Raw genomic sequence first — 24,530 nt, 5'->3', positions numbered from 1 at the left:
GATGCCTCGGCGGATGAGTTTTCGTCTCTTCATTGTAGGGTAGCGGGACTCGCCAACGGTTTGTTGATTGATCCTGATGCAGGGTGCCTATGCCAGGCGCGAGCGAAAAGGGGACGGGGGTCAATAGCCGGTACGGCCCGCTGGGTGCTTCGCACGATTAACCCCCGTCCCCTTTTCGCACCGAATCGCCACGGCCTCACGGTTTTCATACAGAGGCTAGACCCATCCGGTATCGGGGGCGACCGTCGAGGTTTGTTCTTGGAACGGTTTGGCTTGGACCGACGGCGCCAGGCTGGACGCGTCGATCCTAGTCGCCTGGGTTGGGATCATCAGGATCGTCATCGCCTGTTTCATCGAACGACCGATCGGCGCGACTCCGATTCGAACGGAGTTAACGGCTGGAAGGGTGTGGTCCACCCAGGGTTCGTCCGACATCGCACTCCACCACTGGCTGGTCTGCCAGTTGAGGGCCGTTGAGGGGGGCAATGGATCGGACGTTGCGGCGGCGTTCTCGTGGGCAGGCATCTCATCGGCGTGGTCGATGCCGTCGGCAAGGTCGACGGGCTGCCCGAGGTTCGTCGACGCGATCACGCTGTCGCGTGATTGGGAGGACGATCGCCAAAGACCGGCCAGGCCGACGCAGACGATGACGACGGCCGCGCAGGCCACGGCCCAGATTGTCGCGTTCGAGATGGGAAGGGCCGTTTGGGGGGACGGTGCGTCGTGATCAGGTTCGGCGGCCGGGTTGATGTGTTCGTCGATCGTGCACCAGATCTGCAGGCTGTCGTGACAGGTCGGGCACTTGTTGGCGTGGTCACGCAGCAAGGTGTCTTGGCGGACGTCGGCACGCCGGTCCAACAGAAGATCCAGTCGATCATGAAATTGGTCGCATCTCATTTCGAGGCTCCTTTGGGCTGCGGCGGGGTGTCGGTTGATTCAGCGGGAACCACCTCTCGCTGACGGAGTTGTTCGATCAGAGAAAGTCGGGCACGGTGCACGAGCGTTTTGACGGTTCCGATCGGACAACGCATCTGCCCGGAGATTTGCGCATAGGACATCGCGTGTTCATGAAAACATTCAAACGCGATGCGCTGTCGTTCCGGCAAATTCCCCAGGGCTAACACGATTTCTTCACGCATCGCATCGGCGGCGTGGTTTTGGCGGGTCGCCAGCGATTGCGGTTCGGCCGCGGCGCTCAACGGCGCATAGACTTTGCGGCGGGCCAAGTGGCTGCGCGAGCGGTTGCCGGCGACCGTGGCCAACCAGGGCTGAATCGGTCGACGGGGATCCCAACGGTCCAGATATCGGGCGACACGGCTGAAGGTGTCTTGGGTGGCGTCTTCGGCGTCTTGGCGATGACGCAGGATTGCGAAACAGATTCGAAAAACGAAATCGTGATAGCGGTCGACCAGGATCGCAAAGGCCCCGCTGTCTTGGGCCAAGATGCGACGTGCGAGCGAGGCATCGGATTCGAGGACTGCGCCGCCGGCGCCGGTGAGCGTCCGTTGCAGGTCGGCGGCATCGGAGCGGCCGGACGTCGAATGGTCTTGGCGGCGCGACAAAGCGTTAACGTCCGCTAAAGAATCGTTTCAAAGCGTCGTCGGCGGCGGCCTTGGAACTGTCCGTCATCGACTTTTTGAAACCTTCGGGAAGTTTGCCTTTCTTGGCTTTCTTTTGTTCACGCAACCGTTCCAGCAGGGAGCTGTCGTTGACGGAAAGTTCGGTGCTGTCGCCGGAGGCGTCTTTCGAGTCTTCGTCGCTGCCTTCCTCTTGTTCGGCGCGTTTGAGATCGTCGATCCGGAACTGGCGGGTGTCGGGGTCGGCGAGTTTGCGGACGCGATCGATTTGGTCGGCTTCGTCCAGCCAGCCGGTCACGTCCACCTCTTCAAATCGGCTGTCGCTGTCTTGGACGGTGCGTGCGGCCGCTTCGCCCACGTCGGCGACCTGCGGTTTCTTCTGCCCTTTCAGCCCGTGTTCGATGACCACTTCGAAGAGCAGTTTGCCGATTTTCAGCGAGTCGCCGGCGGACAGGATTTTGGCGCGATCGCTGGGCAAGCGTTTCTCATTGACATACGTTCCGTTGCGGCTTTTCAGGTCCTGGATCAACAGGCGACCGTCTCGGATGACCAGAATGCAATGCTTTCGGCTGATCGAATCACTCTTGGGACGCAACTGGCAAGATTCGCTTCGACCGATCAGGAACTTCTCGCCGCTGATAGGGATTTCCGTTCCCTCGTGACTCCCCGTCATCACCCTGAGCTTCACTTGCATACGGCACCTGTTCCTATCTTGTCTTCCGCTTTCATCACGGTTGGAGCATTATGACCTGTCAGCGGCTGAAAAGTGGTGGGATCGCGGAAAACGCGCGACCGCTGCTGACACGCCGGTGTTGCATTGTAGACGGTTGTGCCGGCCGGGAAAATGTCGTAATGGGCGTTTTGCATCAACCCGCAGACTCGTCGATACCCGCCCTCGGAAGGGGGCTGGCGAGTTCACGCACTTGCAACGCCGCCTCGAAATCGTTTCCCGCGGGAACTCCAACCGCCGCGTGCTAATCAAAGCATAGCCGATTTCTAGCCGCGGCGTCGCTCGGTTCCGGCTTGAACCCGGCGATTTCTAACGACGCTGCCACCAATCGTCCCGGTTAAAGCGACGCTCCGCGATCCGCTCGGCCCGCGCCTGTTCTTCAGGCGACAACGCATCGCGGTGGAACGCGACGCCCGTCATGGCGGTGAATTCGTCGACGATTCGATTCAGCAGGGCATCGCTTTGCAGCGAAACGGAGGTCAAATCCACGATTCCCGGCAATTCGCTGGCATGGCCACTGGAACGCAACAGCAGGCTGCCGTGTTGCAGGATCGAGCGTTTGGCACGCCGCTGGGCGCTGCCCAGGACTTTGTATCCGCTGACGATCAGGTCTTCGTCGGTGCGGCGCGCAAAGCACAGGAACGCTTCATTGCCGTCGGCGTTCGACGGAGTCAAATGGTTCGGCCGGGCATCGATCCCGTGTCGATGCAGCGCGTTGATGACCGCCGCGTGGAACCCGCGGTACAGATCGGTTCGAGCGCCGTGTTCGCCCGCCCGCGCCGGCACGGTCAAGCTGTACGTCAATTCATGATGGTGCACGATTGCACCGCCCCCGGTGCTGCGTCGCACGCGTCGGATACGGTCAAAACGTGGCGATGCATCGCTGCTGGATTGGAAGTATCCCAGCGACAGAGTGGGTTCGGCCCAGGTGTAGAACCGCAGCGTGTAGGGCGGCGCGGCACCCGAGGCGGCGGCCTGGCCGACGGATTCGGCGATCGCTTGGTCCACCGCCATGTTCCAGGCCGATTGGCCATCACGGTGAAACAGCAAGCGTCCGGCGGTCGGGGCAGTCATCGGCTCAACCGGATTCGGCGCACTGTTTTTCGTAAGCCGCGAAATCCATCAGATTCCCCAACGCCGACTCGTCATTGATCTTCAACTTGACGATCCAGCCGAAGTCATACGGGTCGTCGTTGAGCTTTTCCAGGTTGTCCGGCAGTTCGGAGTGCACCTCGACCACTTCGCCGCCGACAGGGCTGTACAGCGGACTGACCGCCTTGACCGATTCGACTTCACCGAACTCCTCCCCGGCGTCGATCGTCTTTCCCACTTCGGGGAGTTCCATGTAGACCAGGTCGTTGAGTTGTTCGAGTGCAAAGCCCGAGATGCCGATCGTCGCGATCTTCTGACCGTCTTGTTCGGCCACATCGACCCACTCATGGGTTTCGGCATACAGAAGTTTGCTCTTGTCGCGTGACACGGTGGTGGATTCCCTTTGAAGTGGTGTTGGAACAATGAAAGGTTAGTCGGGCAATGGAACGTTGCCGCCGGAGGACGAATCACGCCACCGGCGACTGATCTCGCGTCGTAGCTACGCTCGCCAGAGCGTGGAGGCCTCCGCCGTCTGGCGACGGCAGCTACGCCACAAAGAAACCGAGCGTTGCCCGCTCGCCGCCCCAGTATGACAGATGCGGCTACTTCTTGGCACGCCGGTAAAATGGCAACTTGGTGCGGGTGGCCGGAGCGCGTTTGCCGCGGATGTCGATTTCGAAATCGGATGCCGCGGCGTGCTCGGCGTCGACCATCGCCATCGCGATCGGATGGCCGAGTGTCGGTGAGGGGCCGCCGCTGGTGATCGTGCCGACGACCTGCCCCGCGGTCGACAGTACGTCGCACCCTTCGCGGGCCGGTCGGCGGCCTGCGGGCAACAATCCGATTCGAACGCGGCGGGGGCCGGCGGATTTGACTGCTGCGATCGCATCGCGGCCGATGAACTTGCGGTCGTCCAGGTTGCAGGCGAAGCTCAATCCGGCGGAAATCGGGTCGACCGTTTCGTCCAGTTCATGCCCGTACAGCGGCATCGCGGCTTCCATCCGCAACGTGTCGCGGGCACCCAGGCCGGCCGGAGCGAAACCGGCGTCGCGACCGGCCAGCAGGATGTTTTCCCAGATACGCGTCGCTTCTTCGGCCCGCACGACCAACTCGAATCCGTCTTCGCCCGTGTATCCGGTTCGGCTGACGATCGCCGGTTTGGAAAACTGGTCGGTGATCCGCGCCTGGTAATACTTCAATCGACTCGGGTCGAACGAAAACAGTTTCTTGCACGTTTCCATCGCCAGCGGTCCCTGGACGGCGATCATGGCCGTCAACTCGGTGCGATCGGAAAAGGTGACCTTGGGGAAATCGTCGAGGTGGGGCTTGATCCACTCGACGATTTTCGCCCGATTGGAGGCGTTGACGACCAACAGGTGGTAGCGTGTTTCGCTGGGCGTTTTCAGATGCGAAACCAGAACGTCGTCCAGGATTCCGCCCTCGTCGTTGCAAACCATGCCGTAACGCACGCCGCCGATGGGCAGATCCGTCACACGCCGCGTCAGCAAGCGGTCCAACAGGTCTTCGCTGCCGTCGCCGTCGAAACGCAATCGCCCCATATGAGAGACGTCAAACAGCGCCGCGGCGCTTCGACAGGCCCGGTGCTCGCTGACGATCGATTCGTATTGAATCGGCATTTCGTACCCGGCGAACGGGACCATCTTGGCCCCCGCCGATCGATGCCAGTCGCCCAGCGGGGTTTGTGCGTACGTTTGGGAAGATGGATCGGCCTGACTCATGCGTCACTCTTAAAATGGGTGATGGCGTGGTCGCTCAAAAAGCGGGGCGAAGATGTCAATGATCGGCTGGGCAAGGGGCGTCAAAACACGCTGCCGGTCAAAAAGTGTACCGACATCAATCGGGCTGTTGAAGGGTCGACCCCTCACCGCACAAAGGGGACGGGGGTTGATTGGGATTCGGGGGCGATGGCGTGATAAACGACCCCCGTCCCCTTTAGGGGGCGGGCGGGATTGGTTAGCGTCGTTTGCGTTTGCCTTTTTGGCGGCGTTCCTTTTTGCGTTTGGACTTGTGCGTCGACTTGCCGCGGTGGGACTTGCCGAAATTCCCGCCGCGGTCGTTGGGGTTGCTGTTGCCGACCGAATGGTTTTTGACCGGATCGAGGAACAGTTCACGCTGGATCAGATCGACGCGGCTGATCTTGACCGTCAATTGATCGCCCAGGCGATAGCGGTGATGGGCCTTGAATCCGACCAGCATCTGGCCGCGGCGTTCGAACCGATATTGGTCCGACGGCAGCTGGTCGACACTGACGTATCCGTCAACGGGCAGCTTGATACAGCGGGCCAGAAAACCGTCGGCGAAGACTCGGCTGATGACGGCGGTCATCGTGTCGCCGATGTGTTTCTTCAAGTAGTGCAGTAGCTTCAATTCGGTCAGTTCGCGTTCGGCTTGGGCCGCGTTGCGTTCCATGTCGCTGCAATGGTGCCCCAGTTGCAACAACGCACCGACGGATTCGTCCGGAGTCTTTTCGCCGCCGCGAAGTCGATCGATCAGGCGATGCACCGTCAAATCCGGGTAGCGACGGATCGGACTGGTGAAGTGACAGTAGTGCTGCATGTCGAGCGCATAGTGGCCGTCGGTCTGGGGACCATAGACGGCTTTGTTCATGCTCTTGAGCACCGCAAAATTGACCGCGTCTTCGAGCGGCGTGCCGGCCACGCGGTCGAGCACGTGTTGGATTTCGAAACGGCTTTCGACCGAATCGATTCCCAGTCGCAAGTCGCGAACAAAGTGCGACAGTTGACGCAGCTTGCGGCGTTCCGGTGGCGGGTGGATGCGATGCAGGAAGTTCAGTCGGGCATCATCCAACCAGGTCGCGACGGCCTGATTGGCCGCCAACATGAACTCTTCGATCAATTGATGACTCTCGGTATTCTCCGTCCGGTAGGCGCCTTTGACCTTGCCGCTGCGATCGAGTTGCAATTTGACTTCGGGCATCTCCATCGAGATCGCGCCACGTTTGAAACGCCGCTTGCGAATCGTCATCGCCAGCGCGTGCATGTCGCGAAGCATGTCGCAGATCGCATCGCCCCACTTCTCGCGATACTTGTCGGGGTTCTCCAGGAACTGGTCGACCAATTGATAGTGCAACCGCATGTCGCTGCGGATCACACTGTTGTGCACTTCGGTGTGGATCACGGTGCCGTCGTCGGTCATTTCGATCTCGACCGATTTGGCCAAGCGGACCTTTTCCGGTTGCAGGCTGGCCAGGTGATTGCTGATGATTTCGGGCACCATCGGGATCACGCGGTCGGGCAGATAAACACTCGTCGCCCGCCGGTGGGCCTCCTGGTCCAACTGGCCGCCGGGATGAATGAAATAGCCGACATCGGCGATGTGCACCCACAAACGCCAACGGCCTTCGTCTTCACGAACCAGTGAAATCGCGTCGTCAAAGTCACGTGCGTCGTAGGGATCGATCGTCAGCGTCAGATGCCCGGTCAGGTCCAGCCGATCGGCCGGCGGGTGGTCTTCGTCGAATTCATCGGCGCGCTGCCTCGCTTCGTCGATCACTGCTTCGGGGAACTCATCGGGCAATCCGAATTGCCGCATGATGGTTAACGTGTCGATCCCGGGGTTGTTGGTGCTGCCGAGTCGTTCCAGCAGGACCGCTTCGCCGCCCTTGCCGTTTTCGCCTGGGAACGTCACCACTTCGACGAACACCTTGTCGTCCTTCTCGATCGGCAAACCTTGGATGTCGCCGATAAAGACGGGCGCGTCGTGCGGTGTGCCGTCCAAATAAACCGCCGGGCGGCGGTTGACCATGTCGAACGTGCCGGTGAATTGACGCCGCGAACGCTCAATGATCCGGCACACACTGCCTTCGCTTCCGCCGCGTCGACTCGGCCGAACCTTGATTTCGACCAGGTCGCCTTCGAACGCCCCGCCGGTCTGTCCCGGCGGGATGAACAGGTCTTCGCTGACCGCTCCGTCACCGGAGTCGCCGGGGCGGACGAATCCGAATTGGCCGCCGGCCGCCATCCGAAACACGCCGCGAATGCGGTCCAGGGGGCCGCCGATCGCCCCGGTGCTGATCACCAAGTGATTGGATGCATAAATCAACCGGCCTTCTAAGACGAGTTGCTTGATCGTTCGCCGCAGTTCCCGGTAGTCATCCGGTCCCAGGTTCAAAATGGCTGCGATCTGTTTGGGTTTGCTCGGCCGGTATTCCGCCGAAACGACCAACCGCATCACGCGGTCGGCAAGGTCTTGTGAGATTTCCATATCGTGAAGGTAACGGGGATGGATTTAAGTTCCAAGTTGTGGGTTCTGAGTTCGGGTTTGCGAAATCCGCTCAAGGAGGTTTCGTTTGTGACGGTGGCGGGGAGGTTTGGTCAAAAAATTGAGTGGTCAAAAAATAAGAGAAATTCGGACGGGACCTTCATCGAACAATTACGCCTTCATTTTTTGACCAACTCATCTCTTCTGAATTCACCTTCCTGGCGGCAGGGCGAACGATGCAACAAAACGGCATCCATGAATCCCGTTGGAGATCAGCGACTTTCACTGCTGAAACCTCAGCTCCCGGACGATCAGGGCGTGGAATGCTATCCCCGCAGGGTGACCCATTTCCAGGTCGTGAAGTCTTCGATCCCGGTTTCCATGCCTTCGCGGCCGAAACCGGCGGACCCGTCGCCACCGAACGGGACTTCGGGTTCCTGCTGGATCGTCATGTCATTGACGTGGACCATCGACGCGTCGAGAGAGTCGGCGAAGGTCATCGCCGCATCAAGGTCGTTGGTGAAGACGGCGGCCGAGAGCATGCCGGGGGAGGCATTGGCGAGTTCCAATGCGTGGTGGCGATCGTTTGCGGTTTCGACCGAGACGACCGGCCCGAAGGTTTCTTCGCGAAACAGCTTCATGGCAGACGTGACACCGGTGATGACGGTCGGGTTCACTCGATTTCCGGTCCAGCTGTTTCCGCACAACACGTTCGCGCCGCCGTCGAGGGCATCGGCCAAGTGATCGCGGATTCGCTGCCGTGCTTTGGCGCTGATGATCGGACCGATCATCGTCTTCGGATCGGTCAGGTCGCCCATGCCCACGGATTGTGCCGCGGCGACGAACCGCTCGGTGAACGCATCGACCAGCGACCGGTCGACGATCACACGACTGGATGCCATGCAGATCTGCCCTTGGTAAATGAACCCACCGCGAACGGCCGCGGCGACCGCTGCGTCCAGGTCCGCGTCGGCGAGCACGATCAGCGGGTTTTTGCCACCAAGTTCCAATGTCACCCGTTTTCCGTGACTGCCGCACAGTGTTTGCACGTGCCGTCCGACCGCCGCCGAACCGGTGAAGCTGACCGCCCGGACCGGTGCCGCGCTGACCAAGTCGTCGCCGATCTCCGCCCCCAGTCCCTGCACCACGTTCAATGCTCCCGCAGGTAATCCCGCGTCGTGGTACAACCGCGCAATCGCGTCGGCGATCAGGGGGGTCTGTTCCGAGGGAAGCCAGACGACGGTGTTGCCGGTGGCCAGCGGCATACTGCTGTGCTTGATGCCCTTGATCAGTGGAACGTTGAACGGCGTGATGCTGGCGACCACGCCGATCGGTTTGCGAAACCCCAGACTCCAACGCCCCGGCACGTCGCTCTTGTAGGTCCGTCCGGTCATCCGACGGGCCATCGCCGCGTTGGCCTTCAACACCCGCGTCGCGATCCCGATTTCCATCATGGCTTTCGAGACGGGCGATCCGATTTCGCGAATCAGCAGGTCGCGAAACTGTGCCGATCGCTGGTCCAGCAGTTCCGCCGTGTGCAGCAAAATGGATTCACGTTGTGACGGGCTGGATTCTCGAAAGGCTTCAAAGGCCGCGGCAGCTGAATCGACGGCGAACGTGACATCGCGGGCATCGCCGCGGGCGGCCCGCGCGATCACCGAGTCGTCTTCGGGGGCCAGCGACTCGAATGTACGATCGGACCTCGAGGCGTGGTGGGTGCCTGCGATCCAGTGATCCGTGGTGGGTTGGTTCAAGGTTGTCTCGGCGATCCGATGGCGGCAAGTTTTCCCCAGGACGTCTTCCATGATCGGATGTCAAAGTGTCGATCGAACGTCTCGCGGATCACTTCGGGCATCCCCAGCCATTGATCATACGTCACACGCTCCCGCTCCGTCATGACGGCCAAGGCGTCCCCTTTGGCGTACAGCTTTCGCACGATCGATCGATCGGTGACGGCGTGGGCAAAGACCAAAAACGGTGTCTTCCACGGCTCGATCACATAAAACGTGCCGGTGGGTTTCAGAATCCGGCGGACTCCGGCGAGCGAGCGGTCTAGGTCGGTCGGCACGTTCGGTAAATGATGCAGGCCGCCTTGGACGATCACGACATCATAGGCATCGCTTTCCAGCGGCAGCTCCAAACAATCGGCCAGATGAAGTTGTGCCGGCCCGTGATACTCTTCCAGCAGACTGTCGCTCAGATCGACGCCTTCCAGATTGCCGAACCCCAACCGTTCCAAGGCGACCAGCCCGTTGCCGCGGCCGCAGAAGATTTCGACGATTCGGCTGTCGCGATCAAGCGATTCGAAATCGAACCGCCGCAGCCGGGCAATGAATTTTGCGATCTCTTGTTCCGGTGTTTCAAACCGCTTGTACGCGGCTTCCCAGACCGGGTCGCAACACAGTTGTCCCGCGGCGACGTGGCGAATGATGGGCGGTTGCACCGGATCGTTCATGACGAAACCTCCTGCAGCTGGTCATCGGAATTCGTCGCGATCGGGCAATCGAGTCGCCGTGAACGTTGCATCATCAACACGCCACTCATCAACGATGCCATCGCGGTCTGGAAACCGATCGCCACCAGCGTGACACCGGGCACGACCCAACGCATCGTCTGCGGATAGTCGAGCGCGCCGAATCCTTGTTGCCACCACCGCCAAACGACCGCACCGATCATCGCCGCCCCGAGGATTCCGGCGACGATGCCGAACGCCAATCCGCGTTCGACGGTGACGTGTTCCAGTTTCTCATGCGGCGGCATCATGCCTTCCCGGCCGGTGAAAATCCTGGCCAACGTCGCCAACAACACGCACTGCCATCCCATCAACACGAACAAACTGGCAACCAACAGTGTGTGAACGTCCAACGCCGCGCCGAACACTTTCACTTGGGGAAGCGCCAACGCGTAGCCGATCAATCCGATGCCCAGCAAAACCAACCCGGGACGAAAGAAGGTCCAGTTGGGGCTGAAGGCGAGGAACAATCGCAGTGTTCGCCAGCCGTCGCGAAACGTCCGCAGGTGGGGCGGGTGTGCTTGGCGGCCGTCGGGATGCAGCGTGATCGGGACCTGGCTCCATGACGTGCCGTGGGAATCCCGGTGCAGTCCGCTCTTGATGATCATCTCCGTCGCAAATTCCATCCCCGGCGAACGCAGGTCCAGCTGGTCATAGTGCTTTCGTGTGAAACCTCGCATGCCGCAATAGATGTCATTGATCGGGATGCGAAACATCAACCGGACGAGCCAGCTGAGCACGGGATTGCCGAACCAGCGGTGCAAAAACGGCATTGCCCCGGGCAGGACTCTTCCGCCGCCACGGGGCAGGCGACAGCCTTGGACCAAGTCGTGTCCCTGACGCAGCGAGTCGACGAACTTGGGGATTTCCAAAAAGTCATAGCTGTCGTCAGCGTCGCCCATCAGCACGTACTTGCCGCGGCTGGCTTCGATGCCGTGCATCAGTGCCGCCCCGTAGCCTCGCTGCGGCACGTCGACGACGCGTGCACCTTGCCCGAGTGCCAAGTCCTGTGATCCATCGGTGCTGCCGTTGTCGGCGACGACGACTTCACCGACGATGTTCGCCTCTCGCATCGCCCGGACGGCTTTCTCGACACAGATCGCCACCGTGTCGGCTTCATTCAAGCAGGGCATGATGACCGACAATTCAATCGGCCTGTTTGCATCCCTCGGCCCACATTCCACTGAACTGCTCATTCTGACTTGGTCGTTTCGGTGGGATCGTTGTTGGGGAACAGTGGGGCAAACGCTGGGTTGGTCAAAAAATGGGTTGTCAAAAGATCAGGGCATTGGATTTTGATCAGATTTCTTCCTCGTTCTCTCCTGTTTTTTGACCAACAAATTTTTTGACCCCACTTCCCCACCAAACTCTCAATCCCCCATCACACGTCGAAATCGAGACGATCGCCAGCGCGATCACCAGCAGGACAATCGGCTCGACGATCATGCGGTAGCGATACGCGGGGATCTCCAGCACCGCGGTGATGGTGGCAAAATAACCCAGGATCGCTCCCAGCCAAAGGCCCGCGGCGCGTGTGGGCCGTCGCCAGATCAACAGCATCGTCGAAGCGAGCGTGGCGAGCATCAGCAACGTGTTGCCCGCCAGCGAATTGCTCCACCGATGGCGGAGGCCTGTAGCGACGGGCGCGACTGTAACGCCCCATATCGGCTGTCCGGCAAACAGGTCCGACGAGAGTCTTTCACGCGCCCCGGTGCCGTCCGGATCCAGATCCGCGATCTGATCTGGCAGCTCGGTGGCTCGCGTTCGCCAAAAGTTGATCCAGCGGCGGACGGTCTTTTTGCCAAACGCCAGCGGTGACGCAGCGATCGCATCGGTTGCCACCGCCTTCATCAACCGGTCCGCCGAGGGGTCGTCCATCCCCGACGTTGTCAGTGCCTTGGAGACGGTCCAGGTTTCGCGCCAACGCTCGTCGGCGGCCAGACGTTCCCAGCCTTGGTCTCCTAGCTGCGTTTTAAGCTGCACCGCAGCAGCCGTTGCCGGCAGATCCAACCCGGCACCGCTGCCGTCTTGAAAGGTGACGATCCAGACGTTGCGGCCGACGAATTCGGTCAACATCGCTTTGCCAAACAACGCATGGTTGCGGGCCAGCCAGGGACTGACACAACCCACCGTGACGATCCCCGCCAATGCAACACTGATCCAGCCACGTCGGCGACCGATCGGGCCCGTCGACGGATTCGGGATCCAGTGCCAGCAGGTGATCACGTAAATCAGATCGGCGATCCACACCAGCATCGCCACCGGACGGGTCAGGATCGCCAGTCCCAGTGTCAGTCCGACGAACACGCCGGCCCAAAGCGATGGCCGCCGCGTCAACCGGGCGACCGCCCACAGGTGCAAGACGAGAGAAAACACGAACAGTGTTTCGGTCAACATGGTCGCGACGTACACGACCGACGCAAGCATCGGGATCGCCATCGCCACGACCAACCCAGCCGCCTGCCGCCGCTGCGAAATCTCCACCGCCAACGCCGCGACCAATCCGATTCCGGCGACCCAGAGCAGACCTTGAAAGCTGACGAGTACCGGCAGCGGATTGTCGAAAACCGCTCGGAACAGTCCGATCAACCACGGATAGGCCGGCGTGCGAAACGCGATCGGGCGTTGCATCATCAGCCAATCGCCCTCGGCGACCAACCCGCCCAATTCCCAATACCCCGCGGCGTCCAAGACCAACGGGCTGGGGCCACGCATCACCACACTCACGACCTTGGCGATCAAGAGGAAGACGAGCAGGGTGAACGCCAGTTTGCGCGGCAAAGACAATTTCGTCCAATCGGTCAACAGATGGAGGGGCGAGGTGCGTTTGGCGAGTGCTACGCCGCGGGTGCCGGGAAAGTTCTCTCCCGCGATCGGCCGCAAAACCTCCCTGGCGGTTGCACACGACGCGTGAACATTGTCTTATCCTTGCAGTTCGTCCGCGTCCCCCGCTCCCAAGCTTGCTGCGTCTATGAAGTCCCTGTTACCGGTGATCAATACCGGTTTGCCGACCAATCTGGTTCAACCCTTCGCGGCCCGCGTGGCCCGCGATGCGTCGCCACTACGGCGTGCGGCGGTGGAACAATTGCAAATCAATTTGGGCAAATTGTGCAATCAAACCTGCACCCACTGCCACGTCGAAGCCGGGCCGACCAAAAAACGCGAAAACATGGACGCCAAGACCGCCGCACGCGTGGTCGAGTTGTCACGCGATTGTCTCAGCCTCCACACGGTGGACCTGACCGGCGGTGCGCCGGAAATGAACCCGCTTTTTCGCGACCTGGTCCGTGAGTTCCGAGGCCGGCGGATCCGCGTGATCGATCGTTGCAATCTGACGATTCTACAACAACCCGGGTACGAATGGGCCGCGCCGTTCTTGGCCGAACAAGGCGTCGACGTGGTCGCTTCGTTGCCTTGCTACCTGGAGCAAAACGTGGACGGCCAACGCGGCGAAGGGGTGTTCCGCCAAAGTATCGATGCGCTGCGCAAGTTGAATGATCTGGGCTACGGCGATGATTCCTCTCCGCTTCGATTGGACTTGGTCTACAACCCCACCGGACCCTCGCTGCCGCCCGACCAGGCGAGCTTGCAAGCGGATTACAAACGTGAACTGTTCGCCCGCTACGACATCCGGTTCAATCGCCTGCTGACGATCACGAACATTCCGATCAAACGCTATGCAATGTTCTTGGCAAAGAAGGAACGCTTGGAACAGTACATGCACCTGCTGGAGCAGAATTTTAATTCCGACGCAGCCGAGGCGGTGATGTGTCGATCGTTGTTGTCGATCGCCTGGGACGGAACGATCTACGATTGTGATTTCAATCAAATGATCGACTTGCCCGCCGGTGGCCTGGCCGCCCATCGCGACGTGGCTCAGCCGCCGACGGTCTGGAACACCGATTCGCTGCACCAGTTTGCCAACCGCAAAATCGCGACCGCGGACCACTGCTACGGATGCACTGCCGGGGCAGGCAGCAGTTGTAGCGGTGCGTTATTGTAAACCTTCTCCTTTTCACCTCGATCCTCCTTCACCTGCCATGTCGACCTTGAACACCGAATCCGCCGTCCGTAGACGCTATTCCTCGGCCGCCGAAGCACGTGAACCCGCGCTGTGTTGTCCGGTCGATTATGACCGCAGCTACTTGAAGGTGATTCCGCAGGAGGTGATCGATCGCGATTACGGTTGCGGTGACCCGTCGAAGTATGTCCGCCCAGGCGAGACGGTTCTGGACCTCGGCAGCGGCGGCGGCAAAATCTGTTTTATTGCGTCGCAAGTCGTCGGGGAATCCGGCGCCGTCATCGGCGTCGACATGAACGACGATATGTTGGCGTTGGCACGCAACAGCCAGCCGATCGTGGCCGAGCGGATCGGGTACGACAACATCAGGTTCTGCAAGGGCAAGATCCAGGACATGCAGATCGATCGGGACCGTTTGGATGCCTACTTGAACGAAAATCCCGTCGATAGCGAAGCTGCATTGCAGCGGTTGGAGGCGTTTGTCGCCGAGATGCGGTTGCAACAACCGATGATCCCCGATAACTCGGTGGACGTGGTGGTCAGCAACTGTGTGTTGAATCTGGTCGATGCGGCGGAGAAAGAGAAACTGTTCGCGGAGATCTTTCGCGTGTTGCGCCCCGGCGGCAGAGCCGTGATCAGCGACATCGTCAGCGACGAACCGGTGCCGTTGCACCTGCAGCAGGACGGCCAGCTGTGGAGCGGGTGTATCAGCGGGGCGCTGCAGGAAAAGGACTTCATCGACGCCTTCGTGCGGGCTGGATTTCAGGGAGCCGAGATGCCGGTTTATCAGATGGAACCGTGGCAGATCGTCGAAGGGATCGAATTCCGATCGGTCACCGTGATCGCCTACAAGTACCCCGAGACCCCGTGCTATGAACACAACGAAGCGGTCCTGTACCGGGGGCCCTATGCCAGTGTGAAAGATGACGACGGCCACGAGTTTACCCGCGGTGTTCGAGCCGCCGTGTGCCGCAAAACGTTCGAGAAGATGCAGCGCGAGCCCTACGCCCAGGACTTCCTCGGCATCTCCCCGGTAACCGCGATCCCGCCCGAAGATGCGGCGCCATACGACTGCACCGGCGGCCAAGTCGTCCGCCCGCCAAGCGTCACCAAAGCCGGCGGCAGGACGGTGAAACCGGTCGAAGATTGCTGCGGGGAAGGAGGGTGTTGCTGATGGTTGGTCAAGGAATGAGTTGGTCAAAAGATGAGTTGGTCAAAAGATGAGTTGGTCAAAAAATGGGTTGGTCAAAAAATGGGTTGGTCAAAAAATAGGCGCGTGATATTGCGATGAAAGTACTACTCTCTTCTTTCTTATTTTTTGACCACCAAATTTTTTGACCAAACCTCCCCACCAAACCTCCCCACCAAACCTCCCCACCAAACCTCCCCACCAAACCTCCCCACCAAACCTCCCCACCAAACCGCCCCACCAAACCTTCAAACCAAACCTTCAAACCAAACCTTCAAACCACCGTCAAAAACCGAACCTCCTTGAGTGTGATATTGACCCAATGAATCGCCTCAAACGGACTGTGGCGGAGTAGCTTGCGCAGGTTCTGTTCATACTGGCGATGACCGTTTAGCAATGCTGTCACCTCAAACGCAGATTTGTCGTTTAATGTGTGAAACCGTTGCCGACCCAGAGGCAATCCGTCACGATTCATCGGGACCTGTTTCACCACTCGCTCTTCGCCTCCGAGCAAATGCGTCAGCGCCTGGTAGTACAAGGGCAGACTCAGGCCGGTTCCCCAATCTCGAAGGATCTCGATACAAAGGTGTCTCAGCGGTGAAGTGTCTTTCCAGCACACATCGTCGACGCCGAATCTCTGACGCTGAGATCGAGTCGTTCCCGAATTCACGAATCGACACTCCACTCGATCGGTTCGAAAGTTGATCAATTTTCCGCGTTCGAGATCCAGCAAGTAGAGATAGTTCAACAGTTGCATCTCATGCTCTGGCGTCAAAGCACGTGCCACTTTGAGCTCGTAGACACCACATCTGCCAACGACCACGTCCAGGACATAGCGTTTTTCGAAGCTGTCGAAGGTCACGTAAACCGGAACGTCAATCAGCGTCTCCAGTCCCGACTCGCGTAGCCTGGCGGCGAAGTCGGACTTGTAAACGAATTCGTCGGCCAGAGGCCCGAGGCAATTGTGAGTGCAAAACGCCTGAGGCATGACTCGGCAGTAATCCAGCTCTTTGAACGCTTCGTAAGAAGGACTACGAATCGACAGCGGGCATGAAATGGGCATGGGCAATCCTTTTTGTCGCGCAGAAGAGGATCGCATTTTATAAAATTCTCGCGGCCTTTGATCATCCGACACGCTGCCCTGAGACTTTCAATGCAATTTGGTTACACGCTGCTTTATGTTGCCGACGTAGAACAAACGCTGACGTTCTATGAGGCCGCGTTCGGTTTGGCTCGCAAGTTCGTCCACACCGATGGCGACCAGGCCTACGGCGAACTGGACACCGGTGCGGTCACACTCGGGTTTGTGTCCCATGCCTTGGCCAAGTCACACGGGTTCGACTATGCCGAAACGCGCCCCGATGGTCCTGCCGCGGCCGTTGAAATCGCATTCACAACCGATGATGTCCAAATGGGCTATGATCGCGCGGTTAGCAATGGTGCCGTCGCCGTGTCACCGCCGAAGACAAAGCCGTGGGGGCAAACGGTTTCCTATGTCCGCGACAACAACGGTTTCTTGGTCGAGATCTGTTCGCCGATGGGCGGGTAGGGCGATCGTCTTGGTAGATGGGGGTGGGGCAAAACAATGGGGCAGAATGATGGGATGGCAGAATGATGGGAGGGCAGAATGATGGGAGGGCGAAGGTCCCCGATTGGCGTGCACACTCCGAGGTAGATAGACTTAGGGGCATTCGACGCTTTTACTTTCTAACCGCCGATTTTGCATGAGTAGCGCGCCTCGATACCGTCCGGCCTACACCGTGGAGGATTACGCGCGATGGGAAGGCGAGTGGGAGCTTTGGGAGGGGCTGCCTGTTTCGATGAGCCCCAGTCCTTTCGGTCGGCACTCTCAGCTGCTCGTTCGCATCGCAACCCAACTGGAGCTTGCGGTCGAGCTGAGCGGATGCCATGCCGCGGTGCTCGCCGAGATTGACTGGATCATTTCTAACGAGACGGTCGTCCGCCCCGATGTGTCAGTGGTTTGTGGAGACGTCCCGGTCAGGCATGTCGAAAAGCCGCCTGCACTCGTCGTGGAAGTGCTTTCGGACGCGACCCGCAGTCGCGATGTCGGAGAAAAGAAGGGCCTGTATCGCGACGAAGGCGTCCGTTGGTATCTGGTCATCGACCCCGAGGCGAACAGCCTGTCAGCGTGGTCGCTTGACGCCGACGGAAGCTACCTGTCGGTTCCCGCAACCGAATCTCTCGCCGTTGACATTTGCAGTGACTGCCGATTGTCTCTCGATGTGAAACGCATGTTGCGTTAATGAGGCGGGGCAAGACGATGGGGGCAAAACGATGGGGGCAAAACGATGAAGAGGCAGAATGATGGAGAGGCAGAATGATGGGGAGGCAGGGCTACATTTCAGTGTGAGTGAGCTGATGTGCCGGTCGTGACCTCGCAGGCGACGATCGTTGCGGTGAAGGTGTTGGGGGCTTCGTAGTCGCCTGCGGCTGAGAGGTCGTCTGAACCGACCGAGAGTCCGTCTTTGGGTTGCACTGAGATCAAACCGGGCGATGGCAGCGTGGTCGGCGTGCCGCCGTTGACCGACAGGCTGATCGTTTGGCCGTCGAGCGTGGCGACCAAGCGGCTCTGCCCGCTGACTTTGAGGTTCGATTTCAGGCGTGTCACCGTGCCGGACCGCCGGACATCGAATACGGGTTCGCCGTCGATCAGGTGCAGCGCGTAGCCGTGCTCGCGGCCACCTTGTGCGACGACAACCCCGTGTGGCTTGGGGCCTGTGATGGTCGCTTCGATGGTCAAGTTCCGATTCGCGATCGGCGGCGTCTTCAAGACCGGGAAATTCTTTTGGGCCGAACGAGACGGCACGCGACGGACTTTCCGCACCGCTTCGGGGTACGTTGCCAGGATTGCTTTTAATTTTGCCAGGACGTCTGGTTTTGAATCCGCCAAGTTCTGTGTCTCATGCGGATCGGTTTGGTAGTCATACAGTTCGTACTCGGCATCCGTGGACCCCTTTCCCGGCGTTTTCCACTCGACTAAGCGATACCGTGCGGTGCGAATTGCTCGGCCCATCTTGCGTTTGGGGTACGCGTGGAAGGCGTGATCCCGCAGGCGGGCGTCGGGGGTTTTCAGCACCGGCACCAGGCTGACGCCGTCGATCGCTTGGGGGCCGTTGGGCTGGGGCAATCCGGCCAACTCGGCGAGCGTCGGGTAGATGTCGACGCTCTCGGTCGGCTGGCTGGTGGACTGGTTCGGCTTCGTCGTGCCCGGCGCGATGATGAAGATCGGTATCCGATTGGCTTGTTCGTAATTGGTGTGTTTGGTCCAAATGCCCAGGTCGCCGAGGTGAAAGCCGTGATCGCCCCACAGCACGATAATCGTGTTGTCGGCAAGTTGAAGGTCGTCAAGTGCGTCGATGACCTTGCCGATTTGTGCGTCGACAAAACTGGTGCTGGCATAGTAGCCGTGAATCAGGTTGCGTTTCAGTTCGTCGGAGTATTCCGCATCGCGCTCTTCGGGGACGGGTTTGTAATTCGTGATTTCTCCGCCACGTTTGTGGGCGACGGTCGGCGAGTCGTTGGGCAGGTCCTCGTGGATCGGCATCGGCAATGAGTCTGGATCGTACAGGTCCCAGTACCGCTGGGGTGCCGAAAACGGCAGGTGGGGGCGGGCGAATCCGGCAGCGATCAGGAACGGCGTCCCTTCGGTATCACGGCGCTGTTTGGCCGCACGCAGGCGGCGAACCGTCTCTGCGGCCACCCGTCCGTCGGCATAGGCTTCGTCGTCAACCCTGGGCGATTCATAGGCCGCCCCACGCGGCAGCGACTTGATCCGGTCGAGTTGTTGATTCGTGAAATACGCTTCTTCACGCGTCAGTTGCCCGCCGTCGGTGCTTTCCGGATCGACATACTCGATCACTTTTTCTTTGAAGTGTTCGACCGAAAACGACTCGGGATCGCCGTGGTTGCCGTGGCCGATGTGAAAGATCTTGCCCAGCGATTCGGTGCGGTAGCCGTGGTTGGCAAAGTGTTGCGGTAGCGTGACCGCCTTCGGGATGACCTTGCGCAATTCGCTGCCCAGGCCGTACAGTCCCGTCGAAGTGGAATGGGATCCGAGCATCAGGGTGAATCGCGACGGCGCGCAGACGGCTTGGTTGCAGTAGGCGGCGTCGAACCGCATGCCCCGCGCCGCCAACGCATCCAAATTCGGAGTCTGGGCGATCGGGTCGCCGTAGCACCCCAGTGCTGGTTTCAAGTCATCGACCAAGATCATCAACACGTTGGGCCGCTCGGCTCGCACGCTCGCGGCGGCGAGCGAAATGGCAAGCAGGCAACACAATCGGAGGGGAAAAGAGCGTGGGCGGACGTTCATCGGTGCTGGGGGCAGGAAGGGCGTCGGATGGGAGTGGGACGTTCTATTACAGCCTGTCGTGGTGCCACGTGCCATGTAATCAGGCGTATTGTCGCTTTGATTTATTGTCAGACCGTCGGGAGAGGTTGGTCAAAAAATGGGTGGGTCAAAAAATTGGGGGCGGAAGATGGCGACGGATGGGGACCACGGATGGCAGAGCGTACCCACGGATGTTGTGACGTAAGAAAACAGCGAGTGCGGTTTCTGGTATTTTTTGACCAACCCATTTTTTGACCCGCTCTCCGGCTACCATAGTCCCACCCCGAATTCCCGCCGCACACAGATTCCCCAAACCGATGCACCGCTTCCGACAGATTTCCACCCTCGTCGTCATCCTGCTCGCCGCGTCGACACTCACGGCTGACCGTCCCAACGTTCTGCTGATTTGCGTCGATGACCTTCGCCCGGAGCTGAATTGTTTCGGTAAATCGTATATCCAGTCGCCGAACATCGATTCGCTCGCGGCATCGGGGCGTGCGTTTCATCGGCACTATGTCCAAGCACCGACCTGCGGCGCGTCTCGCTACACGTTGCTGACCGGTTTGTACGGTCCGGCCAGCAATGGAGCGTTGTTTGCTCGCGCGAAGCAAATGCAAAACGATGCCGCGGCAGTCCCCCCAAGCATGCCCGCTTGGTTTCGCAAATATGGCTACCGGACGGTTTCGGTCGGCAAGGTGTCGCATCATCCCGGTGGCCGAGGCGGTCCGAACTGGGACGACGAAGCGATGCCCGAAATGCCGGACTCCTGGGATCGGCACTTGCTGCCCGCTGGTCCTTGGCAGCATCCACGCGGTTGGATGCACGGGCTGGCTCATGGCGAGATTCGCAAAAACGCCAAAGACATGGACGTGTTCCAGTCGGTCGCCGGTGATGATTCGATCTATCCCGACGGAATCTCGATCGATGAAGCGCTCCGCCAGTTGGACCAGGTGACTGCCGAGGACCAACCGCCGTTCTTTCTAGCGGTCGGGATTCTGCGTCCCCATTTGCCCTTCGGTGCGCCGGCCAAGTACATGCAACCGTACATCGATTTGGAACTGCCGCCGATTCCGCATCCCGAAAAGCCGCAAGGGAAAACGACCTGGCACTCTTCCGGCGAATTCATGAAGTACAACCGCTGGGGACGCGACCCGAACAAGGACGATGCGTTCGCCACCGAAGTCCGTCGGCACTATGCCGCCTGCGTCACCTATGCCGACGCCCAGGTCGGACGGGTGCTGTCGAAATTGGAACAGTCGGGGCAGGCGGAGAACACGATTGTGGTGTTGTGGGGCGACCACGGCTGGAATCTCGGCGAGCATGCGATCTGGGGAAAGCATTGCTTGTTCGAAGAATCGTTGCGGTCTCCGTTGATCATCCGCTACCCGGAAATGAAACGCGCCGGAAAGTCGGCCGATGGTGTTGTTGAAACCCTGGACGTCTTTCCCACGCTGTGTGATTTGACCGGCGTGCCGACGCCGGACTTCGTGCACGGTCGGTCGCTGCGACCGCTGTTGGAAAACGAATCGGCGGCGGGGCATCCGGCGATCGCGTATCGCAACAACGCGAAAACGATCCGCACCGACACGCATCGCTTGACCGTGCACAACGACGGGTTTGTCGAGTTATACGACCACCGAAATCCGGACGCCGAAACGGTCAATTTGGCGACCTCGGATGATCGACCCGACGCGTTGATCGAGGAGCTGATCGGGATGATCGAGAAGCGTCTGCCCCGTTCCAATTGAGTATCGAACCGTCGCGTTGAAGATGCATCCCCACTTTCAATAGGACTTTCACTCGTGTTTCTCGTTTTTCAAACACCGATCCGACTGTCTCGCAAACTGTCTCGCAAGACTGCGATTCGATGCGCTCTCGTTGCCACGTTCTCCATCTTTGCGTTGTTGCCCCATTCCGCACACGCTCAACAGAGCGCGAAGCAAAGCTCCAGCGAGGCGACGACAAAGAAGAGGGCCAAGCGTCCGTCGAAACCGTTTCGGTGGGTCAATGAGATGCCACCGAAACACGCACCGGGGTTGCGGCATGGCACGTTTGCCAGTCGCATCGCCGGGCAGGATGTCGGCTACTGTGTGTTGCTGCCGGAGGACTACGATTCGACATCCAAGCGTTATCCGGTGGTGTATTATCTACATGGCGGACGCCCCGGCGACGAAACCAAGAGCATCAAGTTGGCCGAGCATTGGGTGCGATTGCAAAACGCACATGACATCCAACCGATCCTTTATGTCCTGGTCAATGGCGGACCGGTCAGTCATTACAACGTGCCGGATCGGGTCGGAGTCCAGGGACAGCCGGATGCCTTGGGTGCGGACGTCTTTATCAAAGAGTTGATTCCGCACATTGACGCGAGCTACCGAACCATCGCCGATCGACAGGCTCGGGGACTGGAAGGGTTTTCTCAAGGCGGACGGGGGACGATGCGGCTTTCGCTTGGCCACCCCGAACTATTTTCCAGCGTGGCGGCGGGCGGTGGCGGGTATGCGACGGAGAAACGGATCAGCGAATCACCTGACTCGGCCGAGTCGGAGACGTTGCGGTTTGCCAAGGGGGACAACACGTGGGATTTGGCCCGAGCGTACGCCGCACGCTCCGACGCACCCAGGTTTAATTTGATGATTTACGTCGGAACCAAGGGATTCAATTACGAAAACAACTTGCAGTACATGGCATTCTTAAAAGAGCAGGGGATTGAACATCAGTCGCTGATCGTGCCTGGTGTGACGCATTCAGCGACCGGGATCTATGCCGCCCGAGGGTTGCAGATCATGCGATTCCACGAAGCAAACCTCGTCCGGCGCTCGGCCAGATAAGCGGTTGATGCCCGACACTCAAACACAATCGAAATTCGGCGGGGCCGGCGTCCTGGCGGCGCTGGTGGCTAGCTCGGCGTTGGCGTATTTCTGGCCGGTGTTCACGGAGACGATTGACCCGTTTCGCTTGAACCCCAATGGCCTCTCGGGGTTGGTCGTCGTCACGATGTTCTGTTTGGGTTTGGTCGTTCGGCAGGATGAATTGACGGAGCTGCGACAACGTCCGCTGACCGTGTTTCTGGGGGTGGTCGTTCAATGCACCGCAATGCCCGTCCTGGCGTGGTTGGTGGTCCGCACGTTGGGACTGGAGGGCAACTTGGCCTACGGCGTGTTGTTGTGTGGGTGTGTTCCCGGGGCGATGGCGTCCAATGTGTTGACGATGACTGCGCGGGGAAACGTCAGCTACAGCGTCAGTCTGACCTCGGTGGCCACGTTGCTGTCGCCCGTCACTGTTCCGGCCGCGTTGATGGTGGTTGCCGGTTTGGAAACGGGATCGGAAGTGTTCAAACCGGCGAAGATGGCCGTGACTTTGTTGTTGACCGTGGTGGTTCCCGTGATCGCCGGCTACTGGGCCAAACGACTCAGTTCGTTCATGCGGAACCATGCACCGCTGCTCGCGCCGCCGGTGGCCACCGTTGCGTTGTTGTGGATCATTGCATCGGTCGTCGCCGGCAATCGGGATCGTTTGTCGCAGGTCGCGATCAGTTTGCTGGCCGGGTTGCTGGTGATGAACGTGTTGGGCTATGTCAGTGGCTACACCGTCGGCCGGGTCACGCGGATGCCTGAAGCGATGCGCCGCGCGTTGACGTTAGAAGTCGGCATGCAGAACGCGGGATTGGGGACGATGTTGGCGGCCACGCTGTTGGGAGCCGATTCGGCGGCACAGATTCCGACGGCCGCGTACACGTTCGGCTGCATGTTGACCGGCACCGTGCTGGCCGCCGCTTGGGCGGGGAGAGGCAACGTGGGATAGGGGAGGCAGTCGTCTGCCGCAGCTTAACGCTTGGATTCGTGCCGTAGCGGAAGCCGCCAAGGCTTTCGGCCCTCCGGTGCGGCGTCGCCACACCCATGCGAAACTCTTGGCGAGTTCCGCTACCGTTAAGCCAAGGTGCGGTGTCGTTGCTAACGGCGACTGCGATTGGTGAACACGGCCAACCCGACGCCGAGGATCCAGTCGTCTGCGTCGCGGCCTTCGGTCGAGATCATGTAGCGTCCGTAGCCGGTCAGACGGATCTGGGGTGTCCACCAGAAGTGTCCGCCGAGTTCGGGATAGAACGCCGCCAGCGCGCCGGAGATTCGCTCCTCGTCTTCGCCGTGTTCGTCGATGAAGCCGTCGTCGTCGTTGTCTTTCCAGTCATCGTCGGCCGACACGACTTCTTTGGCGAATCCGCCGTAGACCCCCGCGCCGACGAACGGTGCCAAGCGACTGGGGGTTTGCAATCGCAATCCCGTGTCCACGCCGGTGAACCAGTCTTCGCCGTTGCCCATGCCCATCAATGACGCCCGGCCGGTCAGGTAGCTGGCGAAGTAGGTTTCCGCTCCGATGTCGATCGCGAACAGGCCATTGTCGGCATCCGAGCGCTGGGTGTAGCCGCCGGAGACGAAGATCCCGTCGGCGTCTTCGAGAAACCGCGCGTCGACGGCTTGTTTCAGTTTCCCCAGCGGGTCGCTTTTTTCCGCCCCGTCACAGTATTTTTCGGCGTATTCGGGATCGTCCATGGCCCAACGCGAACGCAAAATCCCGGTCGGCAGCGCGCAGCCGCATTGCGTGATCACGGCGGCGGTGATCGCCAGCATCAGGGCGGGGGCTTGCATGGGGCTCACGATGACAGAGTCTCGAAAATCTCGTTGGCGATGGATGGAGGAACGGCTTCGTGATCATCCCTAGCAAATGGGGCGGGGCGGGGTCAATCGCTGCTGGCATGGGGTGATACCAGCACGTGGCGTGAGCCAGTGGCGGGCGTTGGTGGTTCGGTCGACGTGGA

General features: G+C 59.9%; 22 protein-coding genes. 7 read left to right on the top strand and 15 right to left on the bottom strand.

Features of this window, described 5'->3' with window-relative positions:
* Window positions 1-216: 216 nt before the first annotated feature.
* From H1B37_RS22345 to H1B37_RS22295, 11 genes are all read right to left on the bottom strand, one after another.
* On the bottom strand, window positions 217-897 hold the full coding sequence (locus tag H1B37_RS22345) for a hypothetical protein (RefSeq protein ID WP_182868944.1): 681 nt from the start codon (window positions 895-897) through the stop codon (window positions 217-219).
* Window positions 894-1,562, bottom strand: coding sequence for an RNA polymerase sigma factor (locus H1B37_RS22340; RefSeq protein ID WP_182868942.1), 669 nt, complete (start codon window positions 1,560-1,562; stop codon window positions 894-896). The genes H1B37_RS22345 and H1B37_RS22340 overlap by 4 nt, the downstream gene beginning before the upstream one ends.
* Before the next feature lie 4 nt (window positions 1,563-1,566).
* A complete protein-coding gene (locus tag H1B37_RS22335) occupies window positions 1,567-2,271 on the bottom strand; it encodes an FHA domain-containing protein (protein ID WP_182868940.1) in 705 nt (234 codons plus the stop codon).
* Between the two features lie 345 nt (window positions 2,272-2,616).
* A complete protein-coding gene (locus H1B37_RS22330) occupies window positions 2,617-3,381 on the bottom strand; it encodes a lipoate--protein ligase family protein (protein WP_182868938.1) in 765 nt (254 codons plus the stop codon).
* 4 nt (window positions 3,382-3,385) lie between these two features.
* On the bottom strand, window positions 3,386-3,787 hold the full coding sequence (gene gcvH, locus H1B37_RS22325) for a glycine cleavage system protein GcvH (protein WP_182868936.1): 402 nt from the start codon (window positions 3,785-3,787) through the stop codon (window positions 3,386-3,388).
* A gap of 214 nt (window positions 3,788-4,001) precedes the next feature.
* A complete protein-coding gene (gene gcvT / locus H1B37_RS22320) occupies window positions 4,002-5,138 on the bottom strand; it encodes a glycine cleavage system aminomethyltransferase GcvT (RefSeq protein WP_182868934.1) in 1,137 nt (378 codons plus the stop codon).
* Between the two features lie 235 nt (window positions 5,139-5,373).
* Window positions 5,374-7,644 (bottom strand): ribonuclease R family protein, encoded by a 2,271-nt coding sequence (locus H1B37_RS22315; RefSeq protein WP_182868932.1) that lies wholly within the window; start codon window positions 7,642-7,644, stop codon window positions 5,374-5,376.
* Between the two features lie 323 nt (window positions 7,645-7,967).
* Complete coding sequence (locus H1B37_RS22310; RefSeq protein WP_182868930.1) at window positions 7,968-9,395, bottom strand: aldehyde dehydrogenase family protein; 1,428 nt, start codon at window positions 9,393-9,395, stop codon at window positions 7,968-7,970.
* Window positions 9,392-10,096, bottom strand: coding sequence for a class I SAM-dependent methyltransferase (locus H1B37_RS22305; protein ID WP_182868928.1), 705 nt, complete (start codon window positions 10,094-10,096; stop codon window positions 9,392-9,394). The genes H1B37_RS22310 and H1B37_RS22305 overlap by 4 nt, the downstream gene beginning before the upstream one ends.
* A complete protein-coding gene (locus H1B37_RS22300) occupies window positions 10,093-11,286 on the bottom strand; it encodes a glycosyltransferase family 2 protein (protein WP_220498322.1) in 1,194 nt (397 codons plus the stop codon). The genes H1B37_RS22305 and H1B37_RS22300 overlap by 4 nt, the downstream gene beginning before the upstream one ends.
* 166 nt (window positions 11,287-11,452) lie before the next feature.
* Window positions 11,453-12,940 (bottom strand): ArnT family glycosyltransferase, encoded by a 1,488-nt coding sequence (locus tag H1B37_RS22295; RefSeq protein ID WP_182868924.1) that lies wholly within the window; start codon window positions 12,938-12,940, stop codon window positions 11,453-11,455.
* Window positions 12,941-13,124: 184 nt separating this feature from the next.
* Between H1B37_RS22295 and arsS the strand changes: the two genes are divergently transcribed.
* Window positions 13,125-14,156 (top strand): arsenosugar biosynthesis radical SAM (seleno)protein ArsS, encoded by a 1,032-nt coding sequence (arsS, locus tag H1B37_RS22290; protein ID WP_182868922.1) that lies wholly within the window; start codon window positions 13,125-13,127, stop codon window positions 14,154-14,156.
* 37 nt (window positions 14,157-14,193) lie between these two features.
* Window positions 14,194-15,348 (top strand): DUF8838 domain-containing protein, encoded by a 1,155-nt coding sequence (locus H1B37_RS22285; protein ID WP_182868920.1) that lies wholly within the window; start codon window positions 14,194-14,196, stop codon window positions 15,346-15,348.
* Window positions 15,349-15,403: 55 nt separating this feature from the next.
* Here the strand turns inward: H1B37_RS22285 and H1B37_RS22280 are convergent, their stop codons facing one another.
* On the bottom strand, window positions 15,404-15,628 hold the full coding sequence (locus tag H1B37_RS22280) for a hypothetical protein (protein WP_182868919.1): 225 nt from the start codon (window positions 15,626-15,628) through the stop codon (window positions 15,404-15,406).
* Between the two features lie 9 nt (window positions 15,629-15,637).
* On the bottom strand, window positions 15,638-16,426 hold the full coding sequence (locus H1B37_RS22275; RefSeq protein ID WP_182868917.1) for a GxxExxY protein: 789 nt from the start codon (window positions 16,424-16,426) through the stop codon (window positions 15,638-15,640).
* 90 nt (window positions 16,427-16,516) lie between these two features.
* On the opposite strand from H1B37_RS22275, the gene H1B37_RS22270 reads away from it, so the two are divergent.
* On the top strand, window positions 16,517-16,912 hold the full coding sequence (locus tag H1B37_RS22270; protein ID WP_182868915.1) for a VOC family protein: 396 nt from the start codon (window positions 16,517-16,519) through the stop codon (window positions 16,910-16,912).
* A 175-nt stretch (window positions 16,913-17,087) separates the two neighbouring features.
* Window positions 17,088-17,627 (top strand): Uma2 family endonuclease, encoded by a 540-nt coding sequence (locus H1B37_RS22265; protein WP_182868913.1) that lies wholly within the window; start codon window positions 17,088-17,090, stop codon window positions 17,625-17,627.
* Between the two features lie 98 nt (window positions 17,628-17,725).
* Here H1B37_RS22265 and H1B37_RS22260 read toward each other — a convergent pair whose 3' ends face one another.
* Entirely contained in the window at window positions 17,726-19,696 is a 1,971-nt protein-coding gene (locus H1B37_RS22260) for a sulfatase-like hydrolase/transferase (protein ID WP_182868911.1), read from the bottom strand.
* 335 nt (window positions 19,697-20,031) lie between these two features.
* On the opposite strand from H1B37_RS22260, the gene H1B37_RS22255 reads away from it, so the two are divergent.
* The 3 genes from H1B37_RS22255 to H1B37_RS22245 all read left to right on the top strand — a co-directional run bounded on the left by H1B37_RS22255 (window position 20,032) and on the right by H1B37_RS22245 (window position 23,518).
* Window positions 20,032-21,462, top strand: a complete 1,431-nt coding sequence (locus tag H1B37_RS22255; RefSeq protein ID WP_182868909.1) for a sulfatase — start codon at window positions 20,032-20,034, stop codon at window positions 21,460-21,462.
* Window positions 21,463-21,726: 264 nt separating this feature from the next.
* Complete coding sequence (locus tag H1B37_RS22250) at window positions 21,727-22,545, top strand: alpha/beta hydrolase (protein ID WP_182868908.1); 819 nt, start codon at window positions 21,727-21,729, stop codon at window positions 22,543-22,545.
* A 7-nt stretch (window positions 22,546-22,552) separates the two neighbouring features.
* On the top strand, window positions 22,553-23,518 hold the full coding sequence (locus H1B37_RS22245) for a bile acid:sodium symporter family protein (RefSeq protein WP_182868906.1): 966 nt from the start codon (window positions 22,553-22,555) through the stop codon (window positions 23,516-23,518).
* Window positions 23,519-23,667: 149 nt separating this feature from the next.
* Here H1B37_RS22245 and H1B37_RS22240 read toward each other — a convergent pair whose 3' ends face one another.
* Window positions 23,668-24,360 carry a hypothetical protein gene (locus tag H1B37_RS22240; protein WP_286178042.1) on the bottom strand — a complete coding sequence of 231 codons (693 nt, stop codon included), beginning with the start codon at window positions 24,358-24,360 and terminating at the stop codon, window positions 23,668-23,670.
* Window positions 24,361-24,530 lie beyond the last annotated feature (170 nt).

The organism is Stieleria mannarensis (assembly GCF_014154935.1).
GTDB lineage: Bacteria > Planctomycetota > Planctomycetia > Pirellulales > Pirellulaceae > Stieleria > Stieleria mannarensis.
This window is presented reverse-complemented; position numbering and strand designations above follow the sequence as displayed.

Bases quoted from the DNA above. Each gene is read 5' to 3' on its own strand.
- H1B37_RS22345 (WP_182868944.1), bottom strand. From the start codon at position 897: ATGAGATGCGACCAATTTCATGATCGACTGGATCTTCTGTTGGACCGG.
- H1B37_RS22335 (WP_182868940.1), bottom strand. From the start codon at position 2,271: ATGCAAGTGAAGCTCAGGGTGATGACGGGGAGTCACGAGGGAACGGAA.
- H1B37_RS22330 (WP_182868938.1), bottom strand. From the start codon at position 3,381: ATGACTGCCCCGACCGCCGGACGCTTGCTGTTTCACCGTGATGGCCAA.
- gcvT (WP_182868934.1), bottom strand. From the start codon at position 5,138: ATGAGTCAGGCCGATCCATCTTCCCAAACGTACGCACAAACCCCGCTG.
- H1B37_RS22315 (WP_182868932.1), bottom strand. From the start codon at position 7,644: ATGGAAATCTCACAAGACCTTGCCGACCGCGTGATGCGGTTGGTCGTT.
- H1B37_RS22305 (WP_182868928.1), bottom strand. From the start codon at position 10,096: ATGAACGATCCGGTGCAACCGCCCATCATTCGCCACGTCGCCGCGGGA.
- H1B37_RS22300 (WP_220498322.1), bottom strand. From the start codon at position 11,286: ATGCCCTGCTTGAATGAAGCCGACACGGTGGCGATCTGTGTCGAGAAA.
- arsS (WP_182868922.1), top strand. From the start codon at position 13,125: ATGAAGTCCCTGTTACCGGTGATCAATACCGGTTTGCCGACCAATCTG.
- H1B37_RS22285 (WP_182868920.1), top strand. From the start codon at position 14,194: ATGTCGACCTTGAACACCGAATCCGCCGTCCGTAGACGCTATTCCTCG.
- H1B37_RS22275 (WP_182868917.1), bottom strand. From the start codon at position 16,426: ATGCCCATTTCATGCCCGCTGTCGATTCGTAGTCCTTCTTACGAAGCG.
- H1B37_RS22270 (WP_182868915.1), top strand. From the start codon at position 16,517: ATGCAATTTGGTTACACGCTGCTTTATGTTGCCGACGTAGAACAAACG.
- H1B37_RS22265 (WP_182868913.1), top strand. From the start codon at position 17,088: ATGAGTAGCGCGCCTCGATACCGTCCGGCCTACACCGTGGAGGATTAC.
- H1B37_RS22260 (WP_182868911.1), bottom strand. From the start codon at position 19,696: ATGAACGTCCGCCCACGCTCTTTTCCCCTCCGATTGTGTTGCCTGCTT.
- H1B37_RS22255 (WP_182868909.1), top strand. From the start codon at position 20,032: ATGCACCGCTTCCGACAGATTTCCACCCTCGTCGTCATCCTGCTCGCC.
- H1B37_RS22250 (WP_182868908.1), top strand. From the start codon at position 21,727: ATGCCACCGAAACACGCACCGGGGTTGCGGCATGGCACGTTTGCCAGT.
- H1B37_RS22245 (WP_182868906.1), top strand. From the start codon at position 22,553: ATGCCCGACACTCAAACACAATCGAAATTCGGCGGGGCCGGCGTCCTG.
- H1B37_RS22240 (WP_286178042.1), bottom strand. From the start codon at position 24,360: ATGCAAGCCCCCGCCCTGATGCTGGCGATCACCGCCGCCGTGATCACG.